Source organism: Pseudomonas sp. LABIM340 (assembly GCF_040017195.2).
In the GTDB taxonomy this organism is placed as follows: Bacteria; Pseudomonadota; Gammaproteobacteria; order Pseudomonadales; family Pseudomonadaceae; genus Pseudomonas.
On sequence record NZ_CM200227.1, the window covers coordinates 3,171,879 to 3,187,293 of the forward strand.

16 protein-coding genes are annotated in these 15,415 nt (G+C 65.2%); 7 read left to right on the forward strand and 9 right to left on the reverse strand.

Annotation, left to right across the window (positions count from 1 at the left end; genetic code table 11):
- Positions 1-82 precede the first annotated feature (82 nt).
- From ABKS89_RS14630 to ABKS89_RS14650, 5 genes are all read right to left on the reverse strand, one after another.
- Entirely contained in the window at positions 83-1,759 is a 1,677-nt protein-coding gene (locus ABKS89_RS14630) for a response regulator (RefSeq protein WP_348588917.1), read from the reverse strand.
- A 54-nt stretch (positions 1,760-1,813) separates the two neighbouring features.
- The gene (locus ABKS89_RS14635) at positions 1,814-2,314 is read right to left on the reverse strand and encodes a DUF2938 domain-containing protein (RefSeq protein ID WP_348588916.1); all 501 of its coding nucleotides are present in this window, start codon (positions 2,312-2,314) and stop codon (positions 1,814-1,816) included.
- A 58-nt stretch (positions 2,315-2,372) separates the two neighbouring features.
- Positions 2,373-3,569: an MFS transporter gene (locus ABKS89_RS14640; RefSeq protein ID WP_348588915.1), complete on the reverse strand. Its 1,197-nt coding sequence runs from the start codon at positions 3,567-3,569 to the stop codon at positions 2,373-2,375.
- A gap of 110 nt (positions 3,570-3,679) precedes the next feature.
- Entirely contained in the window at positions 3,680-3,895 is a 216-nt protein-coding gene (locus ABKS89_RS14645; RefSeq protein WP_138216719.1) for a tautomerase family protein, read from the reverse strand.
- 30 nt (positions 3,896-3,925) lie between these two features.
- Positions 3,926-4,660 carry an SDR family NAD(P)-dependent oxidoreductase gene (locus ABKS89_RS14650; protein WP_348588914.1) on the reverse strand — a complete coding sequence of 245 codons (735 nt, stop codon included), beginning with the start codon at positions 4,658-4,660 and terminating at the stop codon, positions 3,926-3,928.
- Between the two features lie 132 nt (positions 4,661-4,792).
- On the opposite strand from ABKS89_RS14650, the gene ABKS89_RS14655 reads away from it, so the two are divergent.
- Together ABKS89_RS14655 and ABKS89_RS14660 are read left to right on the forward strand one after the other, a co-directional pair.
- A complete protein-coding gene (locus ABKS89_RS14655) occupies positions 4,793-5,716 on the forward strand; it encodes a LysR family transcriptional regulator (protein WP_348588913.1) in 924 nt (307 codons plus the stop codon).
- Positions 5,717-5,947: 231 nt separating this feature from the next.
- Positions 5,948-8,353, forward strand: a complete 2,406-nt coding sequence (locus tag ABKS89_RS14660; protein WP_348588912.1) for a TonB-dependent siderophore receptor — start codon at positions 5,948-5,950, stop codon at positions 8,351-8,353.
- Between the two features lie 297 nt (positions 8,354-8,650).
- Here ABKS89_RS14660 and ABKS89_RS14665 read toward each other — a convergent pair whose 3' ends face one another.
- The 3 genes from ABKS89_RS14665 to ABKS89_RS14675 all read right to left on the reverse strand — a co-directional run bounded on the left by ABKS89_RS14665 (position 8,651) and on the right by ABKS89_RS14675 (position 10,277).
- Entirely contained in the window at positions 8,651-9,163 is a 513-nt protein-coding gene (locus tag ABKS89_RS14665; RefSeq protein ID WP_348588911.1) for a thioredoxin family protein, read from the reverse strand.
- A gap of 58 nt (positions 9,164-9,221) precedes the next feature.
- Complete coding sequence (locus tag ABKS89_RS14670; RefSeq protein ID WP_081520850.1) at positions 9,222-9,665, reverse strand: nuclear transport factor 2 family protein; 444 nt, start codon at positions 9,663-9,665, stop codon at positions 9,222-9,224.
- 108 nt (positions 9,666-9,773) lie between these two features.
- Entirely contained in the window at positions 9,774-10,277 is a 504-nt protein-coding gene (locus ABKS89_RS14675; protein WP_138216714.1) for a GNAT family N-acetyltransferase, read from the reverse strand.
- A gap of 143 nt (positions 10,278-10,420) precedes the next feature.
- Between ABKS89_RS14675 and ABKS89_RS14680 the strand changes: the two genes are divergently transcribed.
- The 5 genes from ABKS89_RS14680 (at position 10,421) to ABKS89_RS14700 (ending at position 13,795) form a co-directional block, all read left to right on the forward strand.
- Positions 10,421-10,852 (forward strand): Rrf2 family transcriptional regulator, encoded by a 432-nt coding sequence (locus tag ABKS89_RS14680; RefSeq protein ID WP_081520848.1) that lies wholly within the window; start codon positions 10,421-10,423, stop codon positions 10,850-10,852.
- A gap of 118 nt (positions 10,853-10,970) precedes the next feature.
- Positions 10,971-11,357: a DUF1360 domain-containing protein gene (locus ABKS89_RS14685; protein WP_138216713.1), complete on the forward strand. Its 387-nt coding sequence runs from the start codon at positions 10,971-10,973 to the stop codon at positions 11,355-11,357.
- A 17-nt stretch (positions 11,358-11,374) separates the two neighbouring features.
- A complete protein-coding gene (locus ABKS89_RS14690; protein WP_138216712.1) occupies positions 11,375-12,064 on the forward strand; it encodes a class I SAM-dependent methyltransferase in 690 nt (229 codons plus the stop codon).
- A gap of 73 nt (positions 12,065-12,137) precedes the next feature.
- Entirely contained in the window at positions 12,138-12,620 is a 483-nt protein-coding gene (locus ABKS89_RS14695) for an HIT family protein (protein WP_348588910.1), read from the forward strand.
- A gap of 86 nt (positions 12,621-12,706) precedes the next feature.
- Positions 12,707-13,795 (forward strand): MBL fold metallo-hydrolase, encoded by a 1,089-nt coding sequence (locus tag ABKS89_RS14700; protein WP_348588909.1) that lies wholly within the window; start codon positions 12,707-12,709, stop codon positions 13,793-13,795.
- A gap of 50 nt (positions 13,796-13,845) precedes the next feature.
- On the opposite strand, the gene ABKS89_RS14705 is transcribed toward ABKS89_RS14700, so the two are convergent.
- On the reverse strand, positions 13,846-15,264 hold the full coding sequence (locus tag ABKS89_RS14705; RefSeq protein WP_348588908.1) for an alkaline phosphatase D family protein: 1,419 nt from the start codon (positions 15,262-15,264) through the stop codon (positions 13,846-13,848).
- Positions 15,265-15,415 lie beyond the last annotated feature (151 nt).

Sequence of the window (15,415 nt, forward strand, 5' to 3'; positions counted from 1 at the left end):
AGCGAGAGGGCTATGGGGCAAGCATCGGATCAGGCTGCGGGCGCCCCCATCATGGGCGCCTGAAAGCGCTGTAGTGGGTGCACTAGTGCGGGGAACTACTGCGCACGAGCTTGAGCTGGATCAATCCGGCGCTGGGCGGTTCGCTGGCCTCACCGGGCTGGAAACTGCCGTCGAAATGCTCGCAGAGCAGCCGCACCAGTTGCAGGCTGGGGCGCTTTTCCACGGTTGCCAGGCGCTCGGGCAGGTCTGGCTGCGCTGCCAGCGCGAAATTCAGCCGCCAGAGCAGTTCGCCGTGGGGCAGGTTCTCCACGCTCGCCTGTACCTCACGGACATCGAGCTCGGAGCGTTGGAAGGTGAATCTCAACGCCTTGAGCAGGTTGCGGTAGCGCGCGTGATCGACCCAGGCATAGTGGGGCAAGGCGGTGGACTGCAAGGGCAGGCCGCTGAGCAGGCTGGCGGTGAGTTGATTCAGCTCGCACACCTGCGGAGCCGGCAGCTCGGTGCCGGCCTCGGTACGCAGCAGTTCGCGCAGGATCAGCAGCTTCTCCTCGATCCTGCCAAGTCCGACGGACGCGCCGGCGAGCGCTTGTTCGTCCGGGCGGATCGCCGTCGATGACTGCAGCGATGCCTGCACACTGCGGGTTTCCTCCAGCAGGTCGTCGAAGCTGTACTGCAGGTAGCGGGTGCGGGTGGTGCGCAGGCTGTCCAGATAGGTCTTGGCCTGCTGCAGCTGTTCCACTTCGCGCTCGTGCTCGGTGATGTCGACGAAGGAGCAGACCACGCCGATGGGCTCTCCGCTGTCCTCCTGCAAGGGCACGCCGATCAGCCGGATGATTCGCTGCTCGCCCTGCAGCGTGCCGCGAACCACCTGGGTGAATGGCTCATCGCCTGCCGCCCCGGCAAGAAACTCACGGCTCGCCTGCGGGATGTCTTCCGCCGCCATGAGCCCCATCTGAAAGATGCGCCCGCCCAGAAGCTCAGCTTCCGACTTGCCATAGACCACGGTGAACTGCCGGTTGCAGGCCAGCAGCTCGCCCTCGCGGCTCAACAGGCTGATGGGGTTGGGCAGGATGTCGAAAAGCCGCGCCAGGTCCTGGGACTTGCTCGAAGGGAGGCTGGATGCCTGCACCAGGCTTTCCACCACGCGGTTGTTCAGCAGGCCCTTGACCTTGGCGGCTTCCACCAGGTCAACCAGCGAATCGGTCTGGGTCTTCTCCAGCAGGCGCGCCTTGTAGGTGCTGACGGTGCGGTCGCTGATCGCCAGTTCCTCGGCGATGTCCTTGACCCGATAGCCCTGCGACAGGTAGTGCAGGACGGTCAGCTCGCGCGGGGTGATGTGCTCGTCCGTCCCCGGTGCATCACCGCTCGGGTGCGGCTCCTGCGCGGGGAAGACCTTGCGCCCGCCGAGCACCAGGCGCACGGCGTCGTCCACTTCCTCGGGGCGCTCGCCCTTGTGCGCGAAACCCCGCGCGCCGGCTTCCAGGCAGAGCCCCTGGTAGTGGGCGGCGGGCAGGTGGGTGAAGACCAGGGTCTTCTGCTGCGGCCAGTCGCGGTGCAGCCGCCGCAGCAGTTCGACGCCGCCTACGTGTGGCAGGTCCAGTTCGAGGATCAGCAGGTCGGGGTGCAGGCGCTTGACCACGTCCAGCGCTTCGCGGCCATCGCCGACTTCGCCGACCACCTCGTGCCCGGCCGCCTCCAGACGCTGGCGCAGGGCAGCGAGCATGAAGGGTTGCGGGTCGGCAATGGCGATGCGGCTCATCCTGGGGCTTCCTGCGCTCGGGTGTGCAGCAAGGGTAGTCCAGATAGCGGTGGATCAGCTGGCGCAGGTCATGGGCAGCAGACACAGCGCCGCGAGATAGAGGCCCAGCCCGAAGATCGCATGGGTGATCAGGCTGTGCAGGCGGGCCTTTGCCGGGTTCGCGGTCCTGCTCGCGGCAATGCCCAGGCCCAGCGCCGGCTGCATCAGCAGGAAGGGCATCGCCACGGTGACCACGCCAAAGAGCAGCGCCGGCAGCAGGGTCGGCCGGCACAACCAGTCGCTGCCGGCCAGCGCGACCAGTGCGAGGGCGAAGACGATCCCGGTGAGGTAGTGGATCGCCCAGCCCAGCGGGCGTTCGCCAGCCACTGGCGCGGCCTTGCCGATGGCCTCGTGGCTGAACTGGCCGCGCGGCATGTGGCCGACCCAGCGGCCGACCAGGGCATAGTCCAGCGAAGGCACGCCGAGCAGGCGCCGGCGCAGGAGGGTCCAGCCGTCCATCAGCAAGGTGGCGCCAATACCGATGGCGATGGCGGGGAGGACAGTAGAGAGCGGCATGGCGGGTTCCTTCGAGTGGGTCGATGGAACCAGCATCCCGGTTCAAGTGGACTTGAGGTCAAGCCTCGCGGGCGATGCGCTGGCTCAGCCTGGACCCCAGCACATAGAAGACCCCGCCGCCGACGATGAAGGCGCCGAGCATGACGAACACCCAGTGCGGCGCGAACAGCGCGAGGAAGTAGCCCACCAGGATCGGCCCGAAGGCGCCGCCGAGGTTGGCCAGGTTCTGCGTGCCGTAGTACACGCCGCGCAGGTGGGGCGGCGCGATGCGATCGATGAACATGTACTCGGCGGGGATCACGATGATCTCGCCCAGGGTGAACACCACCATCGCCAGCCCCCAGTGCACGAGGCTGTGGGACAGGCCGAAGCCGACGATGCCCAGCACGAACATGCCCAGGCCGACGATCAGCCAGCGCTGCAGGTGCTCGTTGCCGATGCGCTTGCCCAGCAGGTACTGCAGCGCGATCACCGTCACCGCGTTGACCCCGAGCAGGGTCTGGATCACCTGGTAGGCGTATTCCGCCGTGCCGGTGGCCACCAGGTACTGCGAGAGGTACGCGGAGAACTGGCCGAACACCACGGCGGTGAGCACACCGCCAATGGTGAAGTACATCAACCGGTGGTCCCTGGTCAGCACCCCCATCACCGCGATGAACGAGGGCGGCGCCACGCCTTCGGCCGGGCGCATGCCACGGTCGCCGTAGCGCGCGAAGGCCAGCAGGAACAGCGCGCCGAGGCTCGCCGAGAGCACGAAAGGCAGGTGCTGGCTCCAGTGCGCCAGGGCGGCGCCGATGAAGGGGCCGATGGCGTAGGCGAGGTTGATCAGGGTGTAGCGGATGGAAAACGCACGGCCCTGCTCGGCGGCCGGCAGCAGGCGGCCGAAGATGGTCTTCACCACCACGTCGGTGACCGAATAGGCGAAGTTGAAGCCCAGCAGGAACAGGAAGAACAGCCACAGCTGGGTCGTCAGCAGCATGCCGGCGAAGGCGGCGACGAAGCAGGTGCCGAAGCCCAGGATCAGGCGGAAGCCGGGCAGGCGGTCGATCAGGAAGCCGCCATAGAGGCTGAGCAGCGAGCCGCCGAACAGCGCGCCGCCCATGATCAGGCCGATGCGGCTGACCGGCAGGTCGAACTGGGTCGAAAGGAAGATCACCAGGTAGGGCAGGGTGATGGCGCGGCCCATGGTGAGCAGGAAGGTGCCACTGAGCAGCAGGTTGACCTGTAGCGGATAACGCTTGAGCGCGGCGAGCATTCCTTGCCTCGGCTGACGGTGGGAGCAGATAGGCTCCCGATCCTATCAGCACCAGCTTGGTGCATGGCAAGCGCCGGTGGCCCTGGCGGGGCCCCGGCGTGCCCGCTGCGTCAGCTGCTGCCGTGCTTGCCCTGGGCCTTCAGCTCGGCGACGGTCTTGCCGCCCACACCCCAGGCGTCGGTGGCGATTTCCTGGATCACCACGTAGGTGGTGGACGGCGGCTTGCGCAGCACGCGCTCCAGCAGTTCGGTAACGCCCTCGATGAGTTGGCGGCGCTCGTCGGCGGTGACGCCTTCGTCGGTGACCTGGATGTTTACGTAGGGCATGGCGGTTCTCCGTTGTTGTTGTGAAGTGGCTTACCAGACGCCCGTGGTGGAGCCACCGTCGACGTTGAGGATGGTTCCGCTGACGAAGGTCGAGTCGGTCAGGTAGAGCACTGCGTCGACGATATCCTGCGGGCTGCCGATCTCGCCACTGGGGGCGAGGCCGCGCAGGAAGGCGCGGGTCCCTTCGTCATCGGGGTGCAGCGGGGTTTCGATGATGCCCGGCGCCACCGCATTGACCTGCACGTGGGAGGCCGCCAGTTCCAGGGCCAGGCCGCGCACCGCGCTGTTCAGGCCACCCTTGATCAGCACCGGCAGCAGCGCCGGGACCTTCACGTTGGGTTGCATGGCGATGGAGGCGGTGATGCTGATGATGTGCCCCGAACTTTTGGCGGCCATGTGCTTCGCGGCGGCCTGAGACGGGTAGAAGAAGCCCTTGAGGTTGGTGTCGACTATGGCTTCGAGTTCTTCCTCGGTGTAATCGCCTACCGGCTTGGCGATGAAGATGCCGGCATTGTTGATCAGGATGTCCACCTGGCCGAAGGCCTCGATGGCTTGGGCGAACAGGAGCCGGGCGGTGTCCGGCCGGGCGATGTCGCCGGCCACGGCGAGGAAGTTGTGCGGGTTGCCCAGTTTGGCGGCAGCTTCCTCCAGGCGGGCCTGGGTGCGGGCGTTGCCGACCACGTTGTAGCCGCGTTCCAGGTAGGCGTGGGCGATGGCGAAGCCGAGGCCGCTGGAGGCGCCGGTGACAATGACTGTCTTGCTCATGGTGGTTTCTCCGAGAGTGGGGCGGGGCGGTGTGCCCGCGTCTTGGAGGCCAATCTAGGCTGCAATCACGGCTTGAAAAATGAGGCTTGTGGCATTTGAATTGATACTTCATGTAATCAATCGGGCCGCACCATGACGCGCCATTTCGACGACCTGCAACTGGGCAGCATCGAGCTGTTCTGCCTGGCGGCGGAGACCGGCAGCTTCACCGCCGCCGCCAACGAGGCAGGCATCACGCCGGCCGCGGTAAGCCGCTCGGTGGCGCGGCTGGAAGAACGCCTGGGTGTGCGCCTGTTCGTCCGCACCACGCGGCAGATGCGCCTGACCGATGACGGCCGCAACTACTTCGAGCAATGCCGGCAGGCGCTGACCCAGTTGGTGGATGCCGAGCGCGCGGTCAGCGGCGGCCAGAGCATCGCCTCCGGCCGCCTGCGCATCAGCGTGCCCACGCCCTACGCGCATTACCGCTTGTTCCCGCGTTTGCCGGAGTTCCGCCGGCGCTACCCGCAGGTGCAGGTGGAGGTACATGTCAGCAACCGCAACATCGACTTCGCCAACGAGGGGTACGACCTGGCCATCCGTGGCCGCGACCCGGCGGACTCCAGCCTGGTGGCGCGGCGCCTGGAGGAAGCGGAAAACGTGGTGGTTGCTACGCCCGAGTACCTGGCGCGTGCCGGCACGCCGCAGTCGCCGGACGATCTCGCCGGGCACGAGTGCATCCAGTTCGAACTGCCCAGCACCGGCCGGCGCGTGTCCTGGTCCTTCCGGGTCAACGGCAGGCCGGTGGAGATCGAAACCACTGGCAGCCTAACGGTGCTGGAGGACTACCTGGCCACCGCGACCCTGGCCAAGTGCGGCGGCGGGTTGATGCAGGCGTACCGCTTCACCGTGCAGGAGGAGCTGGAGCGGGGGGAACTGGTGGAAGTGCTGAAGGACTACGGCCAGACCACACGGCCATTCCTCCTCATCTACCCCTACGCGCGCCATGTGCCGTCGCGCGTGCGGGCTTTCATCGAGTTCATGCTGGAGACACGTAACGACGGTGCATCCCTTTAGGAGCGGGCCATGCCCGCGATCGCGCGCATGGCGCGCTCCTACAGGCTGGTTACGTCACTCCGGCAGTCAGAGGTGATTTGTCGCGAAATAAGATACGAAGTATTCGCATTTACAAAGAATTTACATCTGCATACACTTTGGCTCCCCGTCGGCGTCCACCACGCCGGCATTCGCCAACCGAGTCATTGCGCCAACAGAGCGCAAACCTCGCACCGAAGGATCCTCCAGCAGATGAAAGACGTAGCCTCGGGCGCGCTCCTGCTCAGTCTCTCCACCTTTGCTCTCTCCGCAGTCGCCGCCCCCGTGGCCATCGACCTGCCCAAGCAGCCCCTGGCTGCTTCCCTGGAGCAATTGCAGTCCGCAACCGGAATGCGGATTTCCTATGACCGTGCCCAGATCGCCAAGGTTGGCGCGCCGGCACTCAAGGGCAACATGGAGCCGGGCGAAGCACTCGATCGTCTGCTGGCGGACAGCGGCCTGCAGGGCACGGTCGACGGCAACAGCGCACAGGTCAGTGGCAGCGTGCGCAATGGCGCCGCGGGCAACGACAGCGTCGACCTGGGCGCCACCGAAGTCGTCGGCGCAGCGCCTGTGGCGCCGGGCACCACCGAAGGCACCGGCTCCTACACCACCGGCGTGATGCAGACATCCACCAAGCTGAACATGACCGTCCGCGAGACGCCGCAGTCGGTCAGCGTGGTCACCCGCCAGCAGATGGAAGACCAGAACATGCAGGACCTGGACGACGCGATCCGCGGCGTCACCGGCATGACCGTCCAGCAGTACGGCCCGGCGCGCGTGAGCTACGCCGCGCGCGGCTTCGACGTCGACAACATCATGTACGACGGCCTCGCCACCAGCATTTCCACTTACACCCAGGACGTGATTTCCGCCGCGGACCTGGCGATGTTCGACCGCGTCGAAGTGGTGCGCGGCGCCACCGGCCTGATGCAGGGCGCGGGCAACCCGGCCGCCGCCATCAACATGGTGCGCAAGCGCCCGACCCAGGACTTCCACATGAGCCTGGAAGGCAGCGCCGGCACCTGGGACCGCTACCGTAGCCAGGTCGATGTGTCCGGCCCGCTGAACAGCGAAGGCACCCTGCGCGGCCGCGCGGTGGCCGCCTACGAAACACGCGACAGCTTCCAGGACGTGGTCAGCGGCGAGCGCGGCGTGCTCTACGGCATCACTGAGGCCGACCTGAACCCGGATACCACCCTGACCCTGGGCGCGTCCTACCAGAACGACAACAAGAACGACAACTGGGTGGGCCTGCCGGCACCGCTGGGTGGTCGTCACCTGGACCTCAAACGCTCCGACTACTACGGCGCTGACTGGTCCTATTGGGATACCACCACCACCCACCTGTTCGGCGACGTGGTGCACCGCTTTGACAACGGCTGGCAGATGAAGGTCGCCGCCGACAAGCTGTGGGCGCGCATCGACATGCTCGGCCTGTACAACAGCTGCTACTACACCGAAGGCTGTCCGACCATGATCCAGGGGCCGGGCCAGTACGCCTACACCGACGACCACCAGAGCTACGACGCCTTCGCCAACGGCCCGTTCCAGGCCTTCGGCCGCGAGCACGAGCTGGTGTTCGGCGGCAGCTACCGTGAAGAGCGCTTCGACGGCCACGGCGGCTGGGGCGACCTGACCTATAACGACGGCTCGCCGGTGACCCCGTTCGACCCGACGAAGTGGGACCCGAGCTCGGTGCAGAAGCCGAACATCGACATGAGCCTCTGGAACATGAAGCTCGATCAGGAGCAGAAGGGCGCCTACGTCACCACCCGCCTGAACGTCGCCGACCCGCTCAAGGTCATCCTCGGCGGCCGCCTGGACTGGTACGAGGCCGACCCGCACAACGACACCGGCACCCAGAAGGTCACCCGCAACGTCACCCGCTATGCCGGCGTGGTCTACGACCTGAACGAGGTCTACTCGGTGTACGCCAGCTACACCGACATCTTCAAGCCGCAGAGCAACTTCGATTCCAGTGGCAGCCTGCTCGATCCGATCACCGGCAAGAACTACGAGATCGGCCTGAAGGGCGAGCACTTCGGCGGCGCGCTGAACACCCAGCTCGCGCTGTTCCAGATCGACCAGGAGAACCGCGCCACCGACGACACCAGCGGCCCCTCGCCGTGCCCCAGCTCGCCGACCTCGATCTACTGCTCGCGGGCTTCGGGCAAGGTGCGCAGCCAGGGCGTGGACATGGAAGTCAGCGGTGCCATCACCGAGAACTGGCAGGCCATGGCCGGCTACACCTACGTCGACGCCAAGTACAAGCACGACAGCAACGAGGACAACGTCGGCAAGCAGTTTGACCCGAGCAAACCGCGCCACCTGTTCAAGCTCGCCACCAGCTACACCCTGCCGGGCGAGCTGCACAAATGGCGTGTGGGCGGCAACCTGGTGACCCAGAGCCAGACCGAGGACACCACCACCGGCTTCCAGCAGGGCGGCTACACGGTGACCAACGCCATGCTCGGCTACAAGGTCAACGAGAACATCGACACCCGGGTGAACTTCAACAACATCTTCGACAAGTACTATTACAGCGGCATCAGCTTCGGCAACCTGAACTACGGCGAGCCGCGGAACCTGATGTTCACGGTGAAGTACTCCATGTGATCCACCTGGCCTGAACGAAAAAGCCCCGCATCGCGGGGCTTTTTCATGGCTTCGGATTCACGGCCGGGCCGCTGGCCTTCGGTGCCTTCGTAGGATGGTGTGGAGCGAAGCGATACCCATCGATCTGCCGGCAACTCCGTTGATGGGTATCGCAGGTCCGTAGGGCGCATAACGCGCCAGCGTTATCCGCCGCGAAGTGTCGGCGGATAACCTGTTCCAGGCTATCCGCCCTACGCCCCAACAGGTGACGGACCTGTAGGAGCGGGCCATGCCCGCGAACGCGCCGGCAAGGCGCTTTTACCCCCGGCCTTCAGCCTTCTCGAACAGCCCCAGCAGGTCCGTCAGCGTACTTTCCAGGTACTCGCCCGCACGGTACGCAGGCTTGAGCGCATCACCGCCAGCCACCACTTCCAGCGGTCGTTCGATGAAACGGCCCACCGGTTGGAGGTCGCCATCGAGCACCAGCACCACCGGGATCAGGATGCGATCCAGCGCCATGCGCTCACGCAGGTCATCCTCGGCACGGCCCTTGGTGATCACCGCCAGCTCCACGCGCGGTTGCAGGCGCTGCAGATGGTCCATCACGGTGACGTTGATCTGGCAGTCCGGGCACCACATCTCGCCGGCGATCAGCAGGCGGTAGCGGCCCTCGATGGCCTGGATGCGGCGCAGGGTGTCGGCGCTGATCGTGCCGGGCTCGGCCAGCAACTGCTGGACCTTGCGCACGCCGGCGATCTCGCCGGGCAGGCCGTGGGCGACGAAGGCATCAAAGCCCTCGCCGATGGAGAAGAGTTCCTCGTAGGATGCCATGGGGATTTCCTGGACGCGGGTGATGGCTCATCCCAGCAGAAATCCCCGTGGCGGGCAATCAGCTCTTGGCGGTCTGCGCCTTGGCTGCTGCCAGGTAGGGTGCCAGACGGCGGCCCATCTCCTCGCCGAGGGCCTGCAGGCCGCTGAGCGGGCGGACCATCACCTCGAACTCGACGATCTTGCCGTCCTCGTCAAAGCGGACCATATCGATGCCCTTGAGGTCCTTGCCGTTCACCGTGGCGCTGAACTCCAGCACTACGTTCAGGCCGTCGCCGGTGGCCAGCTCGCGGTGGTAGGTGAAGTTCTCGAACACCTGCAGCACGGTGTTGAGGATGGTCGAGACCACCGGCGCGCCGGGGTACGGCGAGTGCGCCATGGGCGAGCGGAACACCGCGTTGGGCGCCAGCAGCTGCGGCAGGTTGGACAGGTTCTTGGCGGCCACCATCTGGTGCCAGCTGGCCAGCGAAGCGGCGGCCTGGGGGTGCAGGTTCAGTGCGGTCACGGGATTACCTCCTGAGAGTTCTTGTTGTTCACTCAGGACGATACGGCCGGGCCTGCGAGTCGCTCAATGATCGGAAATGACAGAAGACTGATCCTGAAGAACAGGGGATCAGTGGGCGACCGGACTGACCAGATAGCTCACCAGTTGCGGGTCGTCCCCCGGCTCGATGCTCTGCACCGGGCGCGGCAGGTCGGCGAACACGGCTTTCCAGAAGGCCGCCGCCACTTCGTCCTGAGAGTAGAAACGCACCAGCCACGGGCCGGGATTGCCCAGCAGCACCTGGTTGGCCAGCGCGCGGCCTATCCCCAGGCGCCGGTACTTCTTCAGCACGAACAGGTCCGACAGCTCCAGCGCGTCGATGCCCGGCAGCTCGCTGCCCTCCACCAGCAGGAAGCCGGCAATGAAGCCGTCGGCGAGGATCAGGTTGGCGCTCCACTCCGGCTCGCTCCAGTAGCGCGCCAGATGCTCCTCGTGGATGTAGAAGCGGCCATCGACCTCCACGTCCTCGTCTTCCCAGTCCGACGACTCGTAGGCGTAGTACTGGTAGAGGTTGCGGATCAGGTCCTGGTGTTCAGGGCCGGTCTGCACCAGCTGGATGGAAAGATCGTTCATGGTCGAGGGCTCGCGGGGAGGCGGAAGAGGGCGCTTGACCGCCATTGTCGCCCATTCCCGCGGCAATGCCAGTGGCAGACGGGTTTGAACCGCGCCGCGGCGGGGTGCGATGATGCAGGCGCCTTCATCTTCGAGACCCCGCCGTGCGAACCGACAGCCGCCTCTCGCGCATGCTCCACGTGCTGCTGCACATGGCCCGCGACGACCAGCCCGTGACCTCCGAGCGCATCGCCCAGATGCTCGGCACCAACCCGGCCGTGGTGCGGCGGACCATGGGCGGCCTGCGCGAGGCCGGCTACGTGCGCTCGGAAAAAGGCCACGGCGGCGGCTGGACGCTGGACTGCGACCTGGCACAGGTGACGCTGCTGGACGTCTACCGCGCGGTGGGCAGCGAGCGCCTGTTCGCCATGGGCTTCGATAACGTGCACCCGGACTGCCTGGTGGAAAAGGTGGTCAACGACGCGCTGCAGGACGCCATGGAGCAGGCCACCGCCATCCTCCTGGAGCGCCTGGGCGCCGTGTCCCTGGCCGATCTCGCCGAACGCTTCACCGCGCTTTACCCGAAAGACCACTGATTATTCCTGGCTGAAATGCCGGTCGATGACCGGCGTTGACCCTGCGTGCTCAATCAAGTTACTTTAAAAGTAACGAAAGATTCGAAGCCCCATTCACCGCCCTCTCAGGAACCCTCCCATGCTCGATTTGTTGAACTCGCCACTGGCCGGTGCGCTGTGGACCTGCCTTGCCCTGGCCATCGCCGCCTCCGCGCTGTCCATGACCGTCACCCAGACCGAACTCTTCGCTCCGCTGCGCGCGCTGGCCTGGAAGGTCCACCCGCAGGTCGGCCACCTGTTCCAGTGCTTCTATTGCTTCAGCCACTGGGTGGTGATCGCCGGCACCCTGGTCTACCGTCCGGTAGTGATCGCCAGTGGCTGGGCGCCGGTCGACTGGCTGGTAGCGACCTTCTTCACCATCGCCCTCACCGCGATGTTCTGCGGGCTGCTGTTCAAGGTGTTCCTCACCGCCATGGCCAAGGCCGTGAGCGAGCGGGAGCTGAAGAAGCTGTTCGCCAGCGAGTGAAACGCAAGGGATTCTGCATGAACCACTCCGAACTGATGGCTCCGTTCCACGACCCCGACGCCGCCGCGCGCTACGCGGAAAACCCGCCGCGCTTCGTCCCCGGCCTGTTCGACCTGCACCGCATGGCGGCCATCCTGCTGGCCGAGCAGGCACCGCACGACGGTCAACTGCTGGTGCTCGGCGCGGGTGGCGGCATGGAACTGCGCGCCTTCGCCGAAGCCCAGCCGGGCTGGCGCTTCACCGGTGTTGATCCGTCTGCAGAGATGCTCGCGGTGGCAGCGCAGATGCTCGGGCCGAACGCCCGGCGCACCGACCTGCTGCAGGGCTACATCGAAGACGCACCGCCGGGCCCGTTCGACGGCGGCGCCTGCCTGCTGACCCTGCACTTCCTGCCCGAGGCGGAACGCCTGCGCGTGTTGCGTGAGATCCACGCCCGGTTGAGGCCCGGCGCGGCCTTCGTCATGGGGCACCTTTGCGTGCCGCAAGGCGCTGGTGAACGCGCGCGCTGGCTATCGCGCTATGCCGAGTTCGCCGTCAGCGCGGGGATGGAACCGGCCAACGCACAGCAGGCACGCAGCGCCGTGGACGCGCACCTGAACATTCTCACGCCCGAACAGGACGAAGCGCTGCTCTGGGAGGCCGGCTTCAGCCGCATCGAGGCCTTCTACGTCGGCTTCGCCTTCCGCGGCTGGGTCGCGCTCGCCTGAACGGCCCTGCAAGGGCGATCTCAAGGGTTCAGTCTGCTAGGCTGGCGTCCCGTTTTGCGCTGGACGCCAGTCGATGCAGATTCCTGCCACCCACGTCATCCACCAGACCGAGCACTGGCTGCTCAACCACCATCTGGCGTCCGCCTTGCCGGGCTACCTGATGCTCGGTTCGAAGCAGCCGGTGGACTCCCTGGCCGACCTGCCGGAAGCCGCGCTGGCGGAAATGGGCGTGCTGATGGCGAAGGTACAACGCGTCCTCGAAGAAACGCTGCACCCCAAATGGCTGTACATCGGCCGCTTCGGCCATTCGCCGGGCTTGCCGATCCACTTCCATTTCATCCCGGTTTACGCGTGGGTCGAGGAAGCGTTCTGGGCCGATGAGCGTTATCGGTCGCTCGGCAAGTTTGCGCATATCGACGACGCCGCCACCCAGACCGACGGCGCCGAACTGACCCTGTTCGTCTGGCGCGAATTCGGCGAAGCGCCGATACCGCCGGTGGTGCAGGGACCATCGTTAGCACAGGTGATCGAGCGGCTGCGTAGTCGTTTTTCCTGAGCCTGCGCTTGTGCCGTAAGGTTGGCAGGAGCGACTAAGCTTCGGAGAGCCAGCGCCGCCGGGTGCTGGATCAGCGAGTGCTGGCCATGCGAATCATCCTCACCCTGTTCTTTGTATTGCTGCTGGGCTGCACTCATTCGCCTGCATCCCGAGGGCTCAAGGTCGACAACCAGAGAGGGCTCCCCGAGCCGAAGTTGCAGTACCTGGGAGTCGGCGGCTGGCTGATCCACTGGGGCGGCGAAGGCGTGCTGATCGCGCCGATGTTCTCCAACCCGGGCCTGCCGGGCTTCCCGCCGATTTTTGTGTCCGCCGACGAGAAGCGCATCGCCGATTACATGCCTCGCGCGGATGACGTCACCATGCTGCTGGTAGGGCACGCTCATTACGACCATCTGCTCGACGTGCCGAGGATAATGGATCGGTATACACCCAAGGCCAGGGTATTCGGTTCGGAAACGATGGCGCACATTCTCCGTGCGCACCGCAGCGAGAACGACCCCCGGCCGCTGGTGGACCCGGCGCGTATCGTCGAGCCGGGCGGAGCCGAAATCGCGCCGGTAGGCCTGCCTGGCGTCAGGGGGACCTGGTTCTATTCGATCCGTGGCCGCATGCGTGACGGCGATACCGCGCAAAACCTCCCCGAAGGGCAGCCGCTGGGACGCATCCGGGCCATGCCGATTGCCAGTGAGCATGCCGGGCACGTGTTTCGTTACAACTTCCTGCCAGGCGCCTATGACGACGATCTGGGGCGGGTGCCTACATACATCCGTGACTGGAAGCTCGGCCACCATACCTTCGCGTGGTTGATCGACCTGCTCGACGAAGCGGGCCGGCCGGTCTACCGCATCCATTTCCAGGACAGCGCGGCGAACCCTCCCTACGGCTTTCCGCCGCTGCTGGCGGACAGCAAAGCAGTGGATGTCGAGATACTCTGTGCGGCCAGTTGGAACCAGGTGGACTACTACCCCAATGGACTGCTGCAGGTGACCCGCCCCAGCCTCGTCCTGCTTGGGCACTGGGAGAACTTCTTCGGTAACGACCCGGGCGAACCGGCACGAACCATTCCGTTGCTGAATTACGCTGGCCTGATCGAGAACATCGAGGACGCGGGATACGCCGGGCGATACAAGGTTCTCGAACCATTGTCCGAGGTTGCCTTCCCGGCTCCAAGGTGAGCCACCGCTTGGCGGGGCGCGGCAAGGTGGCCCCGCCTTTGCGGCCGGTGCTAGAAAGTGATCTTCTTTTTCTCCAGGGCGCTGCCCTTGCGGTCGTAGTAGCGGACGACCAGGTCTGTGGGCGAAACCTCCAGGCGAGCGTAGTTGTCGTCTGAGTGGACCTGGGTCAGGCGCTTGCTGACGTATTGCTGCGGAGCGGTTCCCTGCAGTGCGCTACCGAAAGCGAACTGATGCTCCTGCATATGCGCGGTTGGCCAGTAGAAGGACGAGGACACCACGAAGTGAACGGCAAAACTGCTGTCGTTCTTGAGCTCCAGCCGGCCGGCGAAAGAACAGTGGACGTCTCCGGAGACGAAGACGACCTTGCGAATGCCCTTTGTCCGAATGTGCTCCAGTATGGTTTGCCGCTGCGCCTGGAAGCCGCCCCACTTGTCGTCGTTCTCCGCAGCCATGTCGGGGAAGATGGGCACTGAAGTGACCACCAGTTTCACGCGGGCTGACTGGTCGTCGAGCCAGTCGAGCAAGGCTTTCATCTGCGTCTGGCTGATCATCTGGTGTCGGCTCGGATCATCCGGCGCGATGACCCGCTCGGTGCGCGAATCCATGACGAACCAGTCGGCGCAACCATCGCTGAAGCTGTACCAGTACCGGCGCGGAATCCCGTCGAGGCGGCCATCGGGCGTTACATTCAGCAGCGGGCTGTGGCTGCACTGGTAGATCTGGTAGGCATACATTGCGTTGGTGAACAGCGTGGTCGCCGACTTGCGCTTGGCGCCCTTGGGCCAGTTGTCCTCGATTTCGTGATCATCCAGGATCATGTAGGTCGGCACATTCGCCATCAGTTTGCGGATGTAGGGTTGAGAGAAGACTGACCGGTAGCGTTCCAGGTACTGGAGAATGGTGGTGTCCGGGGCGATGAAATTCAGATCGTCCGCGTAGATCTGGTCGCCGATCATCATCAGGCCGTCGACTGGTTCGTTCTTGCGCTTTTCCAGTATCGAGCGGAACAGCTTGTCGCCGCGGTCGTCGAACAGCGTTTGTTCGAACAGCCGCAACAGGTAGCGACAGGAGCCGACGGCGTAACGTCGTGGCGCGAGATCGTTGGCAGGGCTGGTGGTGAAACTATCGTATAGGCCATCTTCCGGGGTGGGCCACTCGAAGGTTTTTTCATCGATTGCAGGCAGGCTCTCCAGTTCAGTTTCGGCGAAGAACCAGCAAGCCTGATATTCATAGCGGGTGGCTGGAGTGAGCCCTTGTGGCACGAGCACCCCGGTAAAGTCGAAGTTCAAGGTCAGCTTGTTGAACAGTGGCTTGGACCAGTTACCGCCGGCGGGGCGCCAGCGCAGTATCGCGAAGCAACGTCGGAATCCGTCGCCCTCGCGCTCCTGGCTGCCGCGCAGGAAGATGCGCACGAGGTCGGTCGAGGTATGGCCCACGATGGGACCCACGGTCGGTTGATTGAGCTTCATGAAGGGATCTCCGCTTCCTTGAAAGGGACCCGCTCCAGGAAAGCCATGCCTCGACAGGCAACGCCCGCAAAGCTCCGTTATCGTGCACGACCTGGAGGCCGCCGGTGCACGCCGGAGGGCATGCTCCAGATGGCATAGACGGTTTTCCGCG

Excerpts from the sequence above, each read along its gene's own strand:
- ABKS89_RS14630 (WP_348588917.1), bottom strand. The coding sequence starts at position 1,759 with ATGAGCCGCATCGCCATTGCCGACCCGCAACCCTTCATGCTCGCTGCC.
- ABKS89_RS14635 (WP_348588916.1), bottom strand. The coding sequence starts at position 2,314 with ATGCCGCTCTCTACTGTCCTCCCCGCCATCGCCATCGGTATTGGCGCC.
- ABKS89_RS14640 (WP_348588915.1), bottom strand. The coding sequence starts at position 3,569 with ATGCTCGCCGCGCTCAAGCGTTATCCGCTACAGGTCAACCTGCTGCTC.
- ABKS89_RS14645 (WP_138216719.1), bottom strand. The coding sequence starts at position 3,895 with ATGCCCTACGTAAACATCCAGGTCACCGACGAAGGCGTCACCGCCGAC.
- ABKS89_RS14650 (WP_348588914.1), bottom strand. The coding sequence starts at position 4,660 with ATGAGCAAGACAGTCATTGTCACCGGCGCCTCCAGCGGCCTCGGCTTC.
- ABKS89_RS14655 (WP_348588913.1), top strand. The coding sequence starts at position 4,793 with ATGACGCGCCATTTCGACGACCTGCAACTGGGCAGCATCGAGCTGTTC.
- ABKS89_RS14660 (WP_348588912.1), top strand. The coding sequence starts at position 5,948 with ATGAAAGACGTAGCCTCGGGCGCGCTCCTGCTCAGTCTCTCCACCTTT.
- ABKS89_RS14665 (WP_348588911.1), bottom strand. The coding sequence starts at position 9,163 with ATGGCATCCTACGAGGAACTCTTCTCCATCGGCGAGGGCTTTGATGCC.
- ABKS89_RS14675 (WP_138216714.1), bottom strand. The coding sequence starts at position 10,277 with ATGAACGATCTTTCCATCCAGCTGGTGCAGACCGGCCCTGAACACCAG.
- ABKS89_RS14685 (WP_138216713.1), top strand. The coding sequence starts at position 10,971 with ATGCTCGATTTGTTGAACTCGCCACTGGCCGGTGCGCTGTGGACCTGC.
- ABKS89_RS14690 (WP_138216712.1), top strand. The coding sequence starts at position 11,375 with ATGAACCACTCCGAACTGATGGCTCCGTTCCACGACCCCGACGCCGCC.
- ABKS89_RS14695 (WP_348588910.1), top strand. The coding sequence starts at position 12,138 with ATGCAGATTCCTGCCACCCACGTCATCCACCAGACCGAGCACTGGCTG.
- ABKS89_RS14700 (WP_348588909.1), top strand. The coding sequence starts at position 12,707 with ATGCGAATCATCCTCACCCTGTTCTTTGTATTGCTGCTGGGCTGCACT.
- ABKS89_RS14705 (WP_348588908.1), bottom strand. The coding sequence starts at position 15,264 with ATGAAGCTCAATCAACCGACCGTGGGTCCCATCGTGGGCCATACCTCG.